Below are 16,669 nucleotides of genomic sequence, written 5' to 3'. Positions count from 1 at the left end.
TCACCATGCCAAAAGTCGAGCGCAGCACGTATTCAACCAGCAGTATTGCCACGCGCGATGGCACCGATCTTTATCTTCATCGATGGGAGGCAGCCCCGTCTTTTCCCAAAGCGCTGGCAAGAATCGCGCTGGTTCATGGACTGGCTGAACACGCGCGGCGTTACGAGGCGCTGGCGTTGCGACTGAACGCGGCGGGCATCGAGTTGATCGCGATGGATCTGCGCGGTCACGGCAAGTCGCCCGGCGAGCGTGTGTGGATCGATTCCTTCAACGAATATCTGCTCGATACCGACGCCCTGCTCACCGCCGCAAAAACGACCGCCCCTTCGGACGTGCCATTGCTGCTGATGGGTCACAGCATGGGTGGCGCCATCGCGGCGTTGTACGCAGCCGAACGGTTGGCGGATAGCGGCCTCAAGCTCGCGGGTCTGATTCTGTCTAGCGCGGCGCTGAAAATGCCGGCCAGCGCGCCACGCTGGAAACTCGCGATGGGCGGCACGATCAGCCGCTTCATGCCGCGCTTTCCCGCGATGACCATCGACCCCGCCACCTTGTCGCGCGCGAATGGCGTGGTCGAAGCGAACCGGCGCGATCCGCTCGTACATCACCAGGCGATTCCCGCGCGGACGGTCGCTCAAATCGGCGAGGCGATGGCGCGGATCGAAGCGAAACGGGCATCGATCAAATTGCCGTTGTTCGTTTTCCACGGCACGCACGACGCCCTCACCAATCCCGACGGCAGCCGCGAATTCGAAGCCCATGCCGGCTCGACAGACAAGACGCTATTGATGCTGGAAGGCAGTTATCACGAGACGCTCAACGACCTGGACCGCGACCGCGTGATCAAGGCGTTGATCGACTGGACGCTCGTGCGGGCGGACCTGCAAAGAATGCGGATGTAGCGCGCCTTAAATTTCGGCCAGCGCGCGCACATGCGCGACCACGCTGCGCCCGAGCGCCGAGAGGTTGTAGCCGCCCTCGAGCGAACTCACAATCCGCCCCTTCGAATGCCGCTTCGCCACCGCTCGGATCTGCTCGGTGAGCCACGTATAGTCGTCCTCGACGAGACCCATGTTGCCGAGATCGTCTTCGCGATGGGCATCGAAACCCGCCGAGACGAAGATCATCTCGGGCTTGAACGCATCGAGTTTCGGCAACCACATCATGTCGACGGCTTCACGCACGGCCATGCCTTTCGTACGCGCGGGCATCGGCAGGTTGACCATGTTCGGCGCGTGATTGTCGGCACCGCTGTAGGGGTAGAACGGATGCTGAAAAAAGCTGCACATGAGGACGCGCGGGTCGCCGGAAAACGCGGCTTCGGTGCCGTTGCCGTGATGCACATCGAAGTCGATGATCGCCACGCGTTGCAGCCCATGCACTTCAAGCGCATGCCGTGCGGCGATGGCAATGTTGTTGAAAAAGCAGAAGCCCATCGCGCGCGCGGGTTCGGCATGATGTCCTGGCGGACGCACGCTGCAGAACGCGTTGTCGTATGTGCCGGCGATCACCGCGTCGGTTGCCGCGATCGCCGCGCCCGCCGCGCGCAACGCCGCTTGATAGGTACCGGGCGACATCAGGGTATCGGGATCGATTTCGGCGCGTCCCACTAACGGCGCCGTCTCCTTCACAAAGTCGATATGCGCTCGCGTGTGAACCCGCGCCAGATCCTCGACACTTGCGAGCGGCGCTTCTTCGCGCTCGATCCCGGAATCGATACGGCTCGCAATCAACTGGTCTTCAATTGCCTGCAGGCGCGCCGGACATTCGGGATGCCACGGCCCCATGTCGTGAAGAAGGCAATCTGGATGGGTATAGAAGCCGGTAGCCATGGTTTTTGCCGCGCGAGCTGAGCATCTTGCGCGTGTCTCGAATCGTTCAGGTGTTTTTGTCGTACGCGATACGTTCCATTGCCGTAAGCGTGGCCGAAAGCCGCATCGCGCGGGTTCTTGTTAAGTTACCACACTGAAATCAATCCGCAGATGAACACCGCTTTTGTGTGCGTGCGCGCCCATCGACGGGCTTTCGGGATCGCCTCGAAAACACGTCGGTTATACTGACCCGACTCTCGTATGCCCTGCGCGTATTTCCAGCGCGCCTCGCGTTACATCGCCACAATTTCGCACACTATGAACTTCAAGTTTGCTTCGTCCGTCTTGCCTCTTTCGGCGCGATCCGCGCGCCTCGTAACAATGCGCCTCGCCTCGATTGCCTGCCTCGTTGGCGTGATCGGCGCAGTCGGCATCGGCCGGGCAGCGGCGCAAGGCTCGCCCCAACCCGCGGTACAGCAAGGGCAGGACTTCGAAGAAGAGATCGTGCCACAGCGCTACGCGAACAATCCCAATGTGGACGCGTTCATAAACGATCTCGTCGCGCGTTATGACTTCGATTCCGGCTCGCTGCACGCCCTCTTCAATCGCGTGAGTTATTCCGCAACGGCCGTCAAGCTCGTCCTGCCTTCGCCTACGCCGGCCGCCAAGAACTGGCGTGCGTACCAGTCGCGTTTTATCGAGCCGGTGCGTATTGCGGCCGGCGTGAAGTTCTGGCGCGCGAACCAGGCCGCGCTGCAACGTGCATCGGATCAATATGGCGTACCGCCCGAGGCGATCGTCGGGATCATTGGCGTGGAGACCATCTATGGCCGCTACATGGGTAATTTCCGCGCGCTCGACGCGTTGACCACGCTGACCTTCGACTACCCTAATACGCCGAATCGCGAAGAACGTCAGGCGACGTTCCGCAAGAACCTAGAAGACCTGCTGGTCTGGACGCACGATCAACAGATCGATCCGACTACCGTGTTGGGCTCGTACACGGGCGCTATCGGCATTCCGCAATTCCTTCCTAGCAGCATCGTGAAATACGCCGTGGACTTCGATGGCAACGGCCATATCGATTTGCGCACGAGCACGGCGGACGCCATCGGCAGCGTGGCGAACTACCTGAAGCAGCATGGCTGGGAGTCCGGACGTCCGGTGGTCTGGAAGATCGCGGGCGATGTCGGTAGCCAGGGAATCGCGCAAGCCGCCGCCGATGGTCAGCCCGAACCGCACTGGTCGCTGGCGCAGCTTACGAAGGCGGGCATGCTGATGGGCGAGCCGGGACTCAATACCGCGGCGGAAGCGGGCACGCCGGTCACGGTCGTCGATCTGCCAACGCCGGGTAGGGCTACCGAGTACACGCTTGGATTGAAGAACTTTTACGTGCTGACCCGGTACAACCGCAGTTTCTTCTATGCACTCGCGGTGTATCAGTTGGGTGAAGCAGTGAAGGCTCAGATGAATACGGGCGGACCAGTCGCTTCGCGATAGTCCGCGCTTCATTCAGAAGTTAAAAAGCCCGGACATTCCGGGCTTTTTAACGTCTTCTGTTTGCCGGTATCAAGCCGGAAACACACCCGTCGACAAATACCGGTCGCCACGATCGCAGACCACGAACACGATGGTCGCGTTCTCGACCTGACGCGCCACGCGCAACGCCACTTCGCATGCGCCGGCGGCAGAGATACCGCAAAAGATGCCTTCCACCGATGCCAGGCGCCGTGCCATGGCTTCAGACGCCGCCTGGCTGACGCTTTCCGTACGATCCACCCGGCTTCGGTCGAAAATCTTCGGCAAGTACGCCTCCGGCCATTTGCGAATGCCCGGAATGCGCGACCCTTCTTCCGGCTGCGCGCCGACGATCTCAATCTTCTCGTTCTTTTCCTTCAGATATTGCGACACGCCCATGATCGTGCCGGTCGTACCCATTGCGGAGACGAAGTGGGTGATACGCCCTTCGGTGTCACGCCACAATTCCGGACCCGTGGTCTCGTAGTGGGCAAGCGGATTATCGGGATTGGCAAACTGATCCAGGATGATGCCTTTGCCATCGCGCTGCATTTGTTCGGCCAGGTCGCGCGCGTATTCCATGCCGCCGGTCACCGGCGTCAGCACGATTTCCGCGCCATATGCGGCCATGCTCTGACGGCGCTCGACCGACAGGTCTTCCGGCATCAGGAGGACCATCTTGTAGCCGCGAATGGCGGCAGCCATGGCGAGCGCAATGCCGGTATTGCCGCTGGTCGATTCAATCAGCGTGTCGCCAGGCTTGATTCGGCCGCGCTCTTCCGCTTTCTTGATCATCGATAAAGCCGGCCGATCCTTCACCGAACCCGCCGGGTTGTTTCCCTCGAGCTTGCCGAGGATCACGTTGTTTCGCGCGCGAATCTCGTCGTCCGGAATCCGGACCAGTTGCACCAGCGGCGTATTGCCGATGGTGTCTTCAATAGTTTTGTAAGCCATAGCAGGTTTGTTGCAAAGCGTAGAGCTTTTGATTGTAGCCCACGGGTCTTTTTGATGCCGCCCGGCCCTATCGGGCAAGGGGGCGTATAGGCTTTGAAAGCAAGTTTGCCCAAAACCGGAAGCGCATCGGCCAGCCGGCGCGCGGGCCGATGCGTCGTACTGCTACTTCTTGACGACAACCGCGCCGACGGCCGGCTTGGCGGCGGTGCCTGCAGCAGGCTTTCCTGCTGCACCGGCGGCAGCCACCGCGGCGCCCGATCCGTTACCGATAGTCAGGCCTTCGGCCTGCAAGCGTTCGACGGTCTTGCCGCCCATTCCTTTGACGCGCTTGCTGAGCTCGGCCGCATCCTTGAATGGACCGTGCGCCTCGCGTTCGTCGAGAATGGCCTTCGCCTTGGCCGGACCAATGCCCTTGATACCGCGCAAAGCATCGGAATTGGCCGCGTTGATATCGACGGCTGCAAAAGCCGATGCCATGGATACAGCCAGAGTGAACGCCGCAACAAACTTCTTGATCATGTGAGTCTCCCTTGAAAACCGGTCCGCGCTGATCGCCGACCGGGAGACCCAGTTTAGAAAAATGGCAAGTGCTTTTATAGCTGACCGAATAGCCAACGCACATAGCGGTCGACGCCTTCCTGAACCGTCAGGAACGGCGCGTCGTAGCCGGCCGCGCGCAGCTTCGACTGATCAGCTTGCGTGAAGCATTGATACTTGCCACGCAGCGCGTCGGGGAACGGAATGTATTCGATCAACCCGCGCTGCACGAGCTCGGCCAGCGACAAGGGCGCTTCGCCGTTGATGGCGCGCAACGAATTGACGACGGTCGATGCAATGTCGTTGAACGGCTGCGCACGCCCTGTCCCGAGATTGAAGATGCCGGACTTCTCCGGATGATCGAAGAAATGCAGATTCACCTTCGTCACGTCTTCCACGGATACGAAATCGCGGGTCTGTTCGCCCGCGCCATAACCGTTGTATTCGCCGAACAACTTGACCTTTCGTTCAGCACGGAACTGGTTGAAGTTGTGGAACGCCACGGACGCCATGCGCCCCTTGTGGGTTTCGCGCTGGCCATAAACGTTGAAGTACCGGAAACCGGCAATCTGGCTTTTTGCTGTCGGGAGAACCTGGCGGATGATTTGGTCGAAGAGGAATTTCGAGTAGCCGTACACGTTCAGCGGCTTTTCCAGTTCGCGGCTTTCCACGAATTCACTCGACCCGCCATAAACCGCCGCCGACGATGCATACAGGAACTGCACGCCATTTTCGAGGCACGTGTCCAGCACGTCACGGCTATAGCGGAAGTTGTTTTCCATCATGTAGCGGCCATCGGTCTCCATGGTGTCGGAGCACGCGCCTTCATGGAAAACCGCTTTGACCTTGCCGAAATCACCACGTTTGAAACGCGCGACGAACTCGGTTTTATCGAGGTAATCGTCGATCTCGCAATCGACCAGATTCTTGAATTTGTCGGCGCGCGTGAGGTTGTCAACCGCGATCACCCGTTGTTCGCCGCGCTCGTTGAGCGCCTTGACTATATTGCTGCCGATAAACCCGGCCGCGCCGGTAACGATGATTGTCATGGTGGATTTAGCCGAAAGGTCAGGCGAAAAGTTCGTTGTAGTCGACGGTCGCCGTACCCAGCTTTCCGACGACGATTCCCGCCGCACGGTTGGCGTAAGCGATGCAGTCAATCAGCGGCACACCCGCGCCCAGCATGGTTGCAACGGTTGCAATGACCGTGTCTCCAGCACCCGAAACATCATACACTTCGCGTGCATCGGCCTGCGTGTGGACGACCTGGTCGGCCGTGAACAGCGTCATGCCCTCTTCCGAGCGCGTCAGCAGCAGTGCACTGATTTCCAGCGATTCACGCAGTGCGGTCACCCGTTGGAGCAAGTCTTCTTCCGAACTCCAACGTCCAACCACTTCGCGCAACTCGGCGCGGTTCGGCGTAATCAGCGTGGCGCCGCGATACCGGTCCCAATCGTCGCCCTTCGGATCGACGAGAACCGGTTTGCCGGCGCGGCGCGCGTCGGCGATCATCTGCGTGACATGCGTCAAACCGCCCTTCGCGTAATCCGACATCAGGATCACATCGTGTTGCGGCAAAAGAGTTTCGAAGCGCGCAAGACATGCGCTCAACACTTCGTGCGTGGGCGAGTTCTCGAAGTCCACGCGCAGCAATTGCTGCTGCCGCGACAAAACGCGCAACTTGATGGTCGTGAGCAACGCCGGATCGCGCTCGAGATGTGCGGTCACACGGCTTTCGTCCAGCAACTGGACGATGCATTCGCCCGGTTCATCGTGTCCGACCACGCACAAGAGGCCCGCTTGCGCACCAAGCGCCGCCGCGTTGCGCGCCACATTGGCCGCGCCGCCAAGCCGGTCTTCCTTGCGCTGCACGTGCACGACCGGCACCGGCGCTTCCGGCGAGATGCGGTTCACGTCGCCGAACCAGTAGCGGTCGAGCATCACGTCGCCTACGACCAGCACGCGCGCCGCAGCGATGCGCGCGCGCGGGACCGGCGTGACGGGAGCAGCCGACGCGACTTCAGGCGTGAGTGAGTTCGACATGGGGACGTCCTATTGCAAAATAATCGATGCCGAGTTCCGCCATCGCTTCAGGTTCATACAGGTTGCGGCCATCGAAGATGACGGGCATCTTGAGCTCGCTCTTCAGATGCGCGAAGTCCGGGCTCTTGAATTCCTTCCACTCGGTCACGATCACGAGCGCATCCGCGCCGGGCAACGCATCCTTTTGCGAATCGACGAAATGCAGGCGTTCGAGCTGATCGGGTTTATCGGCGAGATCGAGCGCAAAAACGCGGCGGCTCTCAGCCAGCGCCACGGGATCATAGGCACGCACCGTCGCGCCGCGCTCCAGCAATGCGCCAACCAACCGGCGGCTCGATGCTTCGCGCATGTCATCGGTATTCGGCTTGAACGCCAAGCCCCACACGGCGAATGTTCGCCCGCGAAGGTCCTCGCCCATGCGCTTCGTGATCTTCGTGACGAGCACTTCCTTTTGCAGGTCGTTCACTTCTTCGACCGCTTCGAGAATCCTCAGCCGATGCCCGTTTTCACGTGCCGTTTGCGCGAGCGCTTGAACATCTTTCGGGAAACACGAGCCGCCGTAACCGCAGCCCGCATACAAGAAGTGATAACCGATGCGCGGATCCGAGCCAATTCCGCGACGCACCGCTTCTATGTCCGCGCCGACTGCATCGGCGAGATTCGACAGGTCGTTCATGAACGAAATGCGTGTAGCCAGCATGGCGTTGGCCGCGTACTTCGTGAATTCAGCCGAACGCACGTCCATATACAGCGTGCGTTCGTGATTGCGGTTGAACGGCGCGTAGAGAAGCTTGATCTTCTCGCGCGCGCGTTGGCCGGCTTCGTCGTCGTCAACGCCGAGCACGATTCGATCAGGACGCATGAAGTCATCGACCGCCGCGCCTTCTTTCAGGAATTCCGGATTGGACAACACGGAGAAGCCGTTTTGCCCTGTCGGCTCGATGCCGCGCAAACGCAGTTCCTCTTCGACCACGCGGCGAACGTGCTGCGCAGTGCCGACCGGCACGGTGGATTTATCGACGATGACCTTGAAGCCGTTCGCGTACCGGCCGATATTGCGCGCCGCTTCGAGCACGTATTGCAGATCGGCCGAGCCGTCCTCGTCCGGCGGCGTTCCGACGGCGATGAACTGGATCTCGCCATGCTCGGCGCTCTCCTTGATGTCCGTCGAAAAGCGAATCCGGCCGGCCGCGCGCGTGCGCTTGAGCATCTCGTGGAGGCCCGGTTCGTGGATCGGCACGCCGCCGCTGTTGAGGATGGCGATCTTGCTCGGATCGACGTCGAGGCACAGCACGTCGTTGCCGATTTCAGCGAGGCAAGCGCCGGTAACAAGTCCGACGTAGCCCGTCCCGATGATGGATATTTTCATATGCGTTCCGGAGAATCCGGTGAGTGTCGAAGAATCAGGCCACGAGGGCCACGAGGTCCGATCGATTTAAACGTTGCATGCACCCTGCAGGACCGTGGTTCCTGCTGAATGATGAGGGCCGGCGGTTGGCGATCGATACAACCTGCCTTCAGGCGGCTGCGGTGATCGGCTCGACCCGGCGCGGCGCATAGGTTTCCCAGCCACTGCAGCCCGGACACTGCCAGTAAAAAAGACGGGCGCGAAAACCGCAATTCTGGCACGTGTAGCGCGGCAAGTTTTTGGTCCGCTGCTTGACCAGCGCGCGCATGAGTTCGAGTTCGCTGCGGCGCGGTTCCTCGGCCGTCGCAACTTGCGCTTCGAGCAGCCGCGTCATGCCTGCGAGGTTCGGCGACGTTTGCATCTGATGCCGCGCGAGCGTGTGCGCGGCGTCAAGCCCACGCAATTCCGAGACATGCTTGAACGCTACATCGAGCAGATCGTTGGTCGGATAGCGATTCACGAAGTCGACGAGCAGATCCACGCCCTCCGCAGTGCGGCCAAGTTGCGAATAAGCCTGTACCAGCTTTTCCGCGACCAAAGGCAGATACGCGGCGTTCTGCGCCTCAACCCGTCGCCAGCAGGCGATGGCCGCTTCAAGATCACCGCCGGCTGCATCGACATCGCCTACCAGGATAGTCGCCCGCACGTTTTCCGGGTTCGCCGCGAGGGCCAGTTTCAACTCGGCGCGTGCATCGTCGGGATTCTTTCGCTGCAGTGCTTCTTGCGCGAGTTCGCAATGAAACTGGGCCACCTCCTTCGCCAACGAAGCCGCCCCCATCTGTTCGATACGTTCGGCCGTGGCGATGGACTTATTCCAGTCCTTCTCGATCTCGTAAATGGTCAGAAGCGCACGCTGCGCGCCCAGCGCGTACTCGCCCGCCTCGAGCGACCGGAATGTTTCCTCGGCGCGATCCAGCAAGCCTGCTTTCAAGAAATCCTGCCCGAGTTCATACAGTGCGTGGTCGCGCTCGGCGACTGGCAGATCGGGACGGCTCAGAAGATTCTGGTGCACGCGGATCGCACGGTCGGTCTCGCCGCGCCGACGAAACAGATTGCCAAGTGCAAAGTGCAATTCGATGGTTTCAGGATCGAGCTTCGCGACTTCGATGAAAGCATCGATGGCCTTGTCGTGTTGCTCATTCAGCAGGAAATTGAGGCCGCGGAAGTACGAGCGCGGCAGGTTGGCGTTTTCGGACAGCAGCGTTTTCAGATCATAGCGGGAAGCCATCCAGCCAAGAGCGAACGCGACCGGAATGACAAGCAGCCACCAGAAGTCTAGATCCATGCGATTTCTTGTTTGAGGTTAATTGCCAGACACGGCGGGCTGCGCAACGCGGACGCCCGGCGCGTGCCGATCAAATCAGCGGCGGCATGGGCGGATCTTGCGGCACGACAGGAACATCCCGTGCCGTACGCAATTCCCGCTTAAGCCGGGCATTTTCCATCCTCAGGCGAAACACCGTTGGCAACGAAGAAAGCAATCCGGCCAGCAAGCCGACCACAAAAAATGCCAAACCAATCAAGATCAGCGGCGCGTCCCACGAATAGCCGGCGAGGAAATTGAGCGTCGCGGTTTGCGTGTTGGCGAGCGCGAGCACCAGCAACACGATGAAAACGAGGATACGAATCAGCCAGACAAAAAATTTCATATGGGTCTCTTTGACGGCGGTAACTGGATGAAGCAACCCGCGACCAAAGGCGCGGCGCACATGAGATGCGCAAAGTGCGCGCCACATCGCCGGAGGTCATGAGCGTCCGGTATTGTAATTGATGCGTATGGAGCAAAGCGCAAAGGCACGGAGACATAGGCCGGCCGGCATATCTGAATACCGCCGCGTATTGCCGCATGGGCATAAAAAAAGCACCCTGTTGGGTGCTTTTTTCGGTCATTTGCCGCTGGCTGTGCGGCGCTTGAACCAGAAGGAATCTGGACGCCAGTCAAACATCGTCGTCTTCGTCGCTGTCCGGTTCGTTCGACTGTTTCAGCGGTTCGCCCGCCCGTCCGTCAACACGTTCGCGCAACTCCTTGCCCGGCTTGAAGTGCGGTACGAATTTCTCCGGTACCAGCACCTTCTCACCCGACTTGGGATTGCGGCCAACACGCGATGGCCGGCGATTGAGGCCGAAACTGCCGAAGCCGCGGATTTCGATGCGATGACCGTTCGCCAAAGCGTCCGACATCGCATCAAGCATCGTCTTCACTGCGAAGTCCGCATCTTTAAGTACAAGTTGCGGAAATCGCAGCGCCAGTTGGGCGACCAATTCCGATTTGGTCATGCTGCAGCAATACCTGCGGCTTAGCCGTTCTGGCCGTCGAGCTTGGCCTTCAACAGCGCGCCAAGGTTCGTCGTGCCGGTTGCAGCCGTGCTCGAGTCAGCCGAAGCCAGACCACGGATGGCTTCCTGTTGCTCAGCCGAATCCTTGGCCTTGATCGACAGGTTGATGCCACGCGACTTGCGATCGATGTTGATGATCATCGCGTTGACCTTGTCGCCTTCCTTCAGCACGTTGCGAGCATCTTCCACGCGGTCCTGAGCGATTTCCGACGCGCGGAGATAACCTTCCACGTCTGCCGTCAACGTCACGACTGCGCCCTTCGCGTCAACCGACTTGACCACGCCGTCAACCGTCGCGCCCTTGTCGTTCATTGCCACGAAGTTGCTGAACGGATCGCCTTCGAGCTGTTTGATACCCAGCGAGATGCGTTCCTTCTCGACATCGATGCCCAAAACGATGGCCTGGACTTCGTCGCCCTTCTTGTACTTGCGAACAGCTTCTTCGCCCGTTTCGCTCCACGACAGGTCCGAGAGGTGAACCAGACCGTCGATGCCGCCCGGCAAACCGATGAACACGCCGAAGTCGGTGATCGACTTGATGGCGCCTTCCAGCTTGTCGCCCTTCTTGAAGTTGCGGCTGAAGTCATCCCACGGGTTCGGCTTGCACTGCTTCATGCCGAGGCTGATACGGCGGCGGTCTTCGTCGATTTCGAGAACCATGACTTCGACTTCGTCACCGAGTTGCACAACCTTCGACGGTGCAACGTTCTTGTTCGTCCAGTCCATTTCCGACACGTGAACCAAGCCTTCGATGCCCGATTCCACTTCGACGAATGCGCCGTAGTCGGTGATGTTGGTAACCTTACCGAACAGGCGCGTGCCCGACGGGTAACGGCGGGAAATGCCTTCCCACGGATCGTCGCCAAGTTGCTTGATACCGAGCGAAACGCGGTTCTTCTCTTGGTCGAACTTGAGGATCTTCGCGGTAACTTCCTGGCCAACCGACAGAACTTCGCTCGGGTGACGCACACGACGCCATGCGATGTCCGTGATGTGCAGCAGGCCGTCGATACCGCCGAGGTCCACGAATGCGCCGTAGTCGGTGATGTTCTTGACCACGCCTTCCACGATCGCGCCTTCCTTCAGCGTTTCGAGCAGCTTCGCGCGCTCTTCGCCTTGGGTCGCTTCGATCACGGCGCGACGCGACAACACGACGTTGTTACGCTTGCGGTCGAGCTTGATCACGCGGAATTCGAGGGTCTTGCCTTCGTACGGGGTCGTGTCCTTGACCGGACGCGTGTCAACCAGCGAACCCGGCAGGAACGCGCGGATGCCGTTGACCATGACGGTCATGCCGCCCTTGACCTTGCCCGTGATCGTGCCGGTCACGAGTTCGTTGTTGTCCAGCGCTTTTTCCAGCGACAGCCACGAAGCCAGACGCTTCGCCTTGTCACGCGACAGGATGGTGTCGCCATAACCGTTTTCCAGGGCGTCGATAGCCACTGAAACAAAGTCGCCCGCCTGCACTTCTACCTCGCCCGCGTCGTTCAGGAATTCTTCGAGCGGAATGTAGGCTTCGGACTTCAAACCAGCGTTGACGACCACGAAATTGTGGTCGACGCGCACGACTTCGGCGGAGATGACTTCACCCGCACGCATGTCCTGCTTGGTCAACGACTCTTCGAACAGAGCCGCAAAAGATTCGGTATTCGGGGTAGATGTTTGCAGGTCGGACATAAAAATCTATAGTTGCGCGGCTACTACGCGTTTGCCTGCCCGAAACATTCGGGCCAATTACAAAAGAAGCGAGCACCACACGGGGTTGAGGGGTTAAAACACGCTCCATGTTTCTCATGGAGCTCCAACGCAAAGCCAACAACTTGTCGGCTTTTTGCAACGAGTTGCGGCAACTTAAACGTGAACCGCCGTGTACCAACCGATGATCTGATCGACTGCCTGGTCGATGGATAGCCCGGAGGTGTCCAGCGTCTTCGCGTCCACTGCGGGCTTGAGCGGTGCGGCTGCACGGCTGCTGTCCCGTGCGTCCCGCTCGCGCAAATCTCGCAGCAAGTCTTCCATATTAGCAGAAAAGCCTTTTTGTATCAATTGCTTATGCCGGCGCGCGGCGCGCGCTTCTGCACTCGCCGTGAGAAATACCTTGAGCGTTGCATCGGGGAAAATAACGGTTCCCATGTCGCGGCCGTCCGCGACCAGCCCTGGAGGCCTGCGGAACGCCCGCTGACGGGCAATCAGCGCCGTCCTAACCTGAGCGTGGACCGCAATGGCCGAGGCACGTTTGCCGATTTCCTCAGCGCGGATTTCGGTGGAGACATCCACGCCGTCGAGCTGCGCGCAGCCCTCGCGAAACGTGATGTGAAGTTCGGCGACAAGTTCCGCAAGCGCATCGCCGTTATCGGGTTCAATGTTGTAACGTGCGCTCGCCAAGGCCGTCAGCCGATACAACGCGCCGCTATCAAGCAGGTGGAAGCCCAGGGTAGCCGCGACCACGGCGGCGACGGTGCCTTTGCCCGAAGCCGTCGGGCCGTCGATGGTAATGACCGGCGTTTGATGAAAGGGACGGGTCGGTTTCATCGCAGACGCCCCGGTCGGCCGAAAACAGCGCGCTTATATATATTAGTCACGATCATTACGCCTTCGCCAGCCTGGCAAATTGCTCGAAGTAATCCGGGAAGGTCTTGCCCACGCATTTCGGATCGTTGATGCGCACCGGCACGCCGCCCAGACTCACGAGCGAAAAACACATGGCCATGCGATGGTCGTCGTAGGTATCGATGGCCGCGTTCGGCGTCAACTGCGCCGGCGGTGTGACCACCAGGTAATCCGCGCCCTCTTCCACCGTTGCGCCGACCTTGCGCAATTCAGCGGCCATCGCGGCGATGCGGTCCGTTTCCTTCACGCGCCAGCTAGCAATATTGCGCAGCGTGGTCGTGCCGTTCGCGAACAACGCGGCGACCGCGATGGTCATTGCGGCGTCCGGGATCAGGTTGAAATCCATGTCGATGGGCATCAGCTTGCCGTCGTCGGATTCCACGCCGCGCACTTCGATCCAGTCGTCGCCGAGCATCACGTTCGCGCCCATGCGGATCAGCGCGTCGGCGAAATTCACGTCGCCTTGAATGCTCGCGCGGCCCACGCCTTCAACGCGCAGCGGCCCGCCGCCCAGCGCGCCGGCCGCGAGAAAATACGACGCAGACGACGCGTCGCCTTCCACCGCGATCGTGCCCGGTGACGTGTAACGCCCGCCCGCCGGCAACGTAAAGCGCGACCAGCCGTCGCGCTCGACGGTCATGCCGAACCGATCCATCAGCTTGATCGTGATATCGATGTACGGCTTGGAAATCAGCTCGCCTTCCACTTCGATCACAATCGGGCCGCGCGAACTTTGCGCGAGCGGCAAGCTCATCAGCAACGCGGTCAGGAACTGGCTGGAAACGTCGCCGCGAACCTTGATCGGCTGATCGACGGAAATCTCGGCCGGATGAATGCGCAGCGGCGGGAAACCGGCGTTCGCTTCGTAATCGATCTTCGCGCCAATCTGCCGCAGGCCATCGACGAGATCGCCGATCGGCCGTTCGTGCATGCGCGGCACGCCGTGCACGCGGTATTCCCCGCCGTTCAACGCCAGCGCCGCCGTCAGCGGACGCACCGCCGTTCCCGCGTTGCCCAGGAAAAGCTCAGCCGATTTCACCGGAAAGCCGCCGCCCGTGCCCTTCACCACGCAACGCTCGCCATCGTTTTTCACGTTGATGCCAAGCTTGTCGAGCGCGGCGAGCATCACGCGGGTATCGTCGGAATCGAGCAGATTGGTGATGACGGTTTCGCCTTCGGCCAACGCGGCGAGCAGCAAAACGCGGTTCGAAATGCTCTTCGATCCGGGCAGCCGGACCGTGCCGGACGCACGCGAAAAAGGTCCGAGATCGAGGTGTTCCATGTGCAAGTCCAGTTAACTATTGTGCGGAATCGTCGGCGGCTTTGAGCCCACCGCCTTGTTGCCATTGACTGCGCGCCGTGCGCGAGCGTTCGAATGCGGCTTCGAGCGCGGCCGCGTCCGCCGCGTCGATAGCCTGACGGAAACGCGCCAGCACCTTGGTGTAGGCGTCGATCTCGGTCAGGAGCGCCGCCCGGTTCGCGATGCACACGTCGCGCCACATTTCCGGGCTCGACGCCGCGATGCGCGTGAAATCGCGGAATCCGCCAGCCGCGAACGAGAACTTCAGCGCTGCGTCCGGCGCTTCCAGAATCTGTTCGACGAGCGCGAACGACAATACGTGCGGCAAATGGCTCACCGAAGCGAACACGCCGTCATGCTGCTCCGCGCTCATCTGATGCACGGAGGCGCCCGTCGCGCGCCACATCTCGGCGACGCGCTCGACGGATGCCGGCGCATTCTCGGGCAACGGACAGAGCACGACGTTTTTATCGACGTAAAGATCGGGCAGCGCTGCATCAACGCCGCTCGATTCACGGCCGGCAATCGGATGGCCCGGCACGAATTGCGAAGCGCGCGCGCCGAGCGCGGCGCGCGCTGCGGTGACTGCGTCGCTTTTCGTGCTGCCGGCATCGGTGACTATAGTGCGTGCGTCGAGGAACGGCACGATCCTTCGCAGCAATGGTTCAGTTTGCGCAACAGGCGCCGCAATCAGCACGAAATCAGCATCGTGCAATGCTTGCTTGAGTGCGTTGTAGTCATCGAGAAGCACGGCCGAATCGATCACGCCGAGTTCCAGCGCACGCTCGACGGACTTCGCCGAACGGCCGACGCCGATAATTTCGCCCGTCGCACCCGCGCGCTCGCGCACGGCGTGTACACGCAGGCCGCGCGCAAGCGATCCGCCGATCAGACCGACGCCGAAAATCACGAGTTTATTGAATGAGAACGCAGCCACGAGACATCGATAAAAACGCGCCCGAAGGCGCGAAGGGTGAAAAAACGAGGGCTTTATAGTTCAAGCCCAATGAAACAAATCAGGCCGTCGCCGACAACGCCTTTTCGAGCGCGGCAATAAACGCCTCGTTTTCTTCCGGCAAACCAATCGTGATACGCAGCCACGGCAACAAACCGTAGTTCGCGACCGGGCGCACGATCACGCCTTGCTTGAGCAAGGCGAGATTCACGCGCTGGCCGGCGGCGTCGTCGGGGCCTACGCGCACCATCACGAAGTTGCCGTCGGACGGAACGTATTCGAGGCCGAGATTATCGAACGCTTCGGTGAGCCGGCGATAACCCGCCGCGTTGATCTCCGCGCTTTTCGTGAGAAACGCCGTGTCCTTCAATGCAGCGATGGCCGCGGCTTGCGCAAGCGAATTCACGTTGAACGGCTGACGCAGACGGTTCAGCAAATCGGTTTGTTCCGGCTGGGCGATGGCAAACCCCACGCGCAATCCGGCCAAACCAAACGCCTTGGAGAACGTCCGCGACACGATCAGGTTCGGATATCGACGCACCCATTCAATCGAATCGTAGCGTTTGTCCTTCGCGAGATATTCCGTGTACGCCTCGTCCAGCACAACCGCGACGTGACGCGGTACACGCGAGATAAACGCCTCGAGCGCCGGACCTTCAATGAACGTGCCCGTCGGATTGTTCGGATTCGCGACGAACACAAGGCGCGTATCGTCGGCGATTGCAGCGAGCATCGCGTCGAGATCGTGACCGTATTTCACAGCCGGCACGACGATCGCGCGCGCGCCCAGACCTTGCGTGGCAAGCGCGTACACGGCGAACGAGTACTGCGAATACACGACTGACTGGCCCTTCTCCACCAGCGCGTGCGCGGCGATTTCGAGAATGTCGTTACTGCCGTTGCCGAGCGTGATCCATTCCGGCGGCACGCCATAACGTTCGCCAAGCGCGGCCTTCAACTCGAAGCCGTTCGAATCCGGATATCGGCCGAGTTCGGCCATGGCTTCTGCCATCGCGCGCTTCGCGGATTCGGGCATGCCCAGCGGATTTTCGTTCGACGCGAGCTTCACGATATCCGCTTCGTTCAGTCCGAATTCACGCGCCACTTCCGAGATCGGCTTGCCGGCAATATAAGGCGCGATCGCGCGCACGTAGGAAGGGCCGAATTGCGATGTCATAGTTTCTCCAGCGTTTTTAT

16 protein-coding genes are annotated in these 16,669 nt (G+C 60.4%); 2 read left to right on the top strand and 14 right to left on the bottom strand.

What is annotated here, in order from left to right:
- The first annotated feature begins 44 nt into the window (after positions 1 to 44).
- Positions 45 to 902 carry an alpha/beta fold hydrolase gene (locus HB633_RS14470; protein ID WP_213779076.1) on the top strand — a complete coding sequence of 286 codons (858 nt, stop codon included), beginning with the start codon at positions 45 to 47 and terminating at the stop codon, positions 900 to 902.
- 6 nt (positions 903 to 908) lie between these two features.
- Here HB633_RS14470 and HB633_RS14465 read toward each other — a convergent pair whose 3' ends face one another.
- Positions 909 to 1,832 carry a histone deacetylase family protein gene (locus HB633_RS14465; RefSeq protein WP_213778767.1) on the bottom strand — a complete coding sequence of 308 codons (924 nt, stop codon included), beginning with the start codon at positions 1,830 to 1,832 and terminating at the stop codon, positions 909 to 911.
- Positions 1,833 to 2,129: 297 nt separating this feature from the next.
- On the opposite strand from HB633_RS14465, the gene mltB reads away from it, so the two are divergent.
- Positions 2,130 to 3,311, top strand: a complete 1,182-nt coding sequence (gene mltB / locus HB633_RS14460; protein WP_213778766.1) for a lytic murein transglycosylase B — start codon at positions 2,130 to 2,132, stop codon at positions 3,309 to 3,311.
- 69 nt (positions 3,312 to 3,380) lie between these two features.
- On the opposite strand, the gene cysM is transcribed toward mltB, so the two are convergent.
- The 13 genes from cysM to hisC all read right to left on the bottom strand — a co-directional run bounded on the left by cysM (position 3,381) and on the right by hisC (position 16,649).
- A complete protein-coding gene (gene cysM / locus HB633_RS14455) occupies positions 3,381 to 4,283 on the bottom strand; it encodes a cysteine synthase CysM (RefSeq protein WP_213778765.1) in 903 nt (300 codons plus the stop codon).
- Between the two features lie 162 nt (positions 4,284 to 4,445).
- Positions 4,446 to 4,802 carry a helix-hairpin-helix domain-containing protein gene (locus tag HB633_RS14450; protein ID WP_213778764.1) on the bottom strand — a complete coding sequence of 119 codons (357 nt, stop codon included), beginning with the start codon at positions 4,800 to 4,802 and terminating at the stop codon, positions 4,446 to 4,448.
- Between the two features lie 74 nt (positions 4,803 to 4,876).
- Positions 4,877 to 5,869, bottom strand: coding sequence for an ADP-glyceromanno-heptose 6-epimerase (gene rfaD / locus HB633_RS14445; RefSeq protein ID WP_213778763.1), 993 nt, complete (start codon positions 5,867 to 5,869; stop codon positions 4,877 to 4,879).
- 19 nt (positions 5,870 to 5,888) lie between these two features.
- Positions 5,889 to 6,863 carry a D-glycero-beta-D-manno-heptose-7-phosphate kinase gene (rfaE1, locus tag HB633_RS14440; RefSeq protein ID WP_213778762.1) on the bottom strand — a complete coding sequence of 325 codons (975 nt, stop codon included), beginning with the start codon at positions 6,861 to 6,863 and terminating at the stop codon, positions 5,889 to 5,891.
- Positions 6,841 to 8,232 (bottom strand): UDP-glucose/GDP-mannose dehydrogenase family protein, encoded by a 1,392-nt coding sequence (locus tag HB633_RS14435; protein ID WP_213778761.1) that lies wholly within the window; start codon positions 8,230 to 8,232, stop codon positions 6,841 to 6,843. The genes rfaE1 and HB633_RS14435 overlap by 23 nt, the downstream gene beginning before the upstream one ends.
- A gap of 148 nt (positions 8,233 to 8,380) precedes the next feature.
- Complete coding sequence (gene lapB / locus HB633_RS14430) at positions 8,381 to 9,556, bottom strand: lipopolysaccharide assembly protein LapB (protein ID WP_213778760.1); 1,176 nt, start codon at positions 9,554 to 9,556, stop codon at positions 8,381 to 8,383.
- Positions 9,557 to 9,626: 70 nt separating this feature from the next.
- Positions 9,627 to 9,920, bottom strand: coding sequence for a lipopolysaccharide assembly protein LapA domain-containing protein (locus HB633_RS14425; protein WP_213778759.1), 294 nt, complete (start codon positions 9,918 to 9,920; stop codon positions 9,627 to 9,629).
- Between the two features lie 289 nt (positions 9,921 to 10,209).
- Entirely contained in the window at positions 10,210 to 10,548 is a 339-nt protein-coding gene (locus HB633_RS14420) for an integration host factor subunit beta (RefSeq protein WP_056355824.1), read from the bottom strand.
- A 20-nt stretch (positions 10,549 to 10,568) separates the two neighbouring features.
- Positions 10,569 to 12,284 carry a 30S ribosomal protein S1 gene (gene rpsA / locus HB633_RS14415; protein ID WP_047844853.1) on the bottom strand — a complete coding sequence of 572 codons (1,716 nt, stop codon included), beginning with the start codon at positions 12,282 to 12,284 and terminating at the stop codon, positions 10,569 to 10,571.
- Between the two features lie 174 nt (positions 12,285 to 12,458).
- On the bottom strand, positions 12,459 to 13,139 hold the full coding sequence (cmk, locus tag HB633_RS14410; RefSeq protein WP_213778758.1) for a (d)CMP kinase: 681 nt from the start codon (positions 13,137 to 13,139) through the stop codon (positions 12,459 to 12,461).
- Between the two features lie 55 nt (positions 13,140 to 13,194).
- Positions 13,195 to 14,499: a 3-phosphoshikimate 1-carboxyvinyltransferase gene (gene aroA / locus HB633_RS14405; RefSeq protein WP_213778757.1), complete on the bottom strand. Its 1,305-nt coding sequence runs from the start codon at positions 14,497 to 14,499 to the stop codon at positions 13,195 to 13,197.
- 16 nt (positions 14,500 to 14,515) lie between these two features.
- Positions 14,516 to 15,454, bottom strand: coding sequence for a prephenate dehydrogenase/arogenate dehydrogenase family protein (locus HB633_RS14400; RefSeq protein ID WP_213778756.1), 939 nt, complete (start codon positions 15,452 to 15,454; stop codon positions 14,516 to 14,518).
- Between the two features lie 79 nt (positions 15,455 to 15,533).
- Entirely contained in the window at positions 15,534 to 16,649 is a 1,116-nt protein-coding gene (gene hisC, locus HB633_RS14395; RefSeq protein WP_213778755.1) for a histidinol-phosphate transaminase, read from the bottom strand.
- Positions 16,650 to 16,669 lie beyond the last annotated feature (20 nt).

The organism is Caballeronia sp. dw_276 (assembly GCF_018449635.1).
In the GTDB taxonomy this organism is placed as follows: domain Bacteria; phylum Pseudomonadota; class Gammaproteobacteria; order Burkholderiales; family Burkholderiaceae; genus Caballeronia.
Note: the sequence above shows the minus strand (reverse complement) of the source record. Positions and strands in the feature narration are given on the sequence as shown.

What these genes read in the sequence shown, in the direction of transcription:
- HB633_RS14465 (WP_213778767.1), bottom strand. Translation starts at nt 1,832, where the DNA reads ATGGCTACCGGCTTCTATACCCATCCAGATTGCCTTCTTCACGACATG.
- mltB (WP_213778766.1), top strand. Translation starts at nt 2,130, where the DNA reads ATGAACTTCAAGTTTGCTTCGTCCGTCTTGCCTCTTTCGGCGCGATCC.
- cysM (WP_213778765.1), bottom strand. Translation starts at nt 4,283, where the DNA reads ATGGCTTACAAAACTATTGAAGACACCATCGGCAATACGCCGCTGGTG.
- HB633_RS14450 (WP_213778764.1), bottom strand. Translation starts at nt 4,802, where the DNA reads ATGATCAAGAAGTTTGTTGCGGCGTTCACTCTGGCTGTATCCATGGCA.
- rfaD (WP_213778763.1), bottom strand. Translation starts at nt 5,869, where the DNA reads ATGACAATCATCGTTACCGGCGCGGCCGGGTTTATCGGCAGCAATATA.
- rfaE1 (WP_213778762.1), bottom strand. Translation starts at nt 6,863, where the DNA reads ATGTCGAACTCACTCACGCCTGAAGTCGCGTCGGCTGCTCCCGTCACG.
- HB633_RS14435 (WP_213778761.1), bottom strand. Translation starts at nt 8,232, where the DNA reads ATGAAAATATCCATCATCGGGACGGGCTACGTCGGACTTGTTACCGGC.
- lapB (WP_213778760.1), bottom strand. Translation starts at nt 9,556, where the DNA reads ATGGATCTAGACTTCTGGTGGCTGCTTGTCATTCCGGTCGCGTTCGCT.
- HB633_RS14425 (WP_213778759.1), bottom strand. Translation starts at nt 9,920, where the DNA reads ATGAAATTTTTTGTCTGGCTGATTCGTATCCTCGTTTTCATCGTGTTG.
- HB633_RS14420 (WP_056355824.1), bottom strand. Translation starts at nt 10,548, where the DNA reads ATGACCAAATCGGAATTGGTCGCCCAACTGGCGCTGCGATTTCCGCAA.
- rpsA (WP_047844853.1), bottom strand. Translation starts at nt 12,284, where the DNA reads ATGTCCGACCTGCAAACATCTACCCCGAATACCGAATCTTTTGCGGCT.
- cmk (WP_213778758.1), bottom strand. Translation starts at nt 13,139, where the DNA reads ATGAAACCGACCCGTCCCTTTCATCAAACGCCGGTCATTACCATCGAC.
- aroA (WP_213778757.1), bottom strand. Translation starts at nt 14,499, where the DNA reads ATGGAACACCTCGATCTCGGACCTTTTTCGCGTGCGTCCGGCACGGTC.
- hisC (WP_213778755.1), bottom strand. Translation starts at nt 16,649, where the DNA reads ATGACATCGCAATTCGGCCCTTCCTACGTGCGCGCGATCGCGCCTTAT.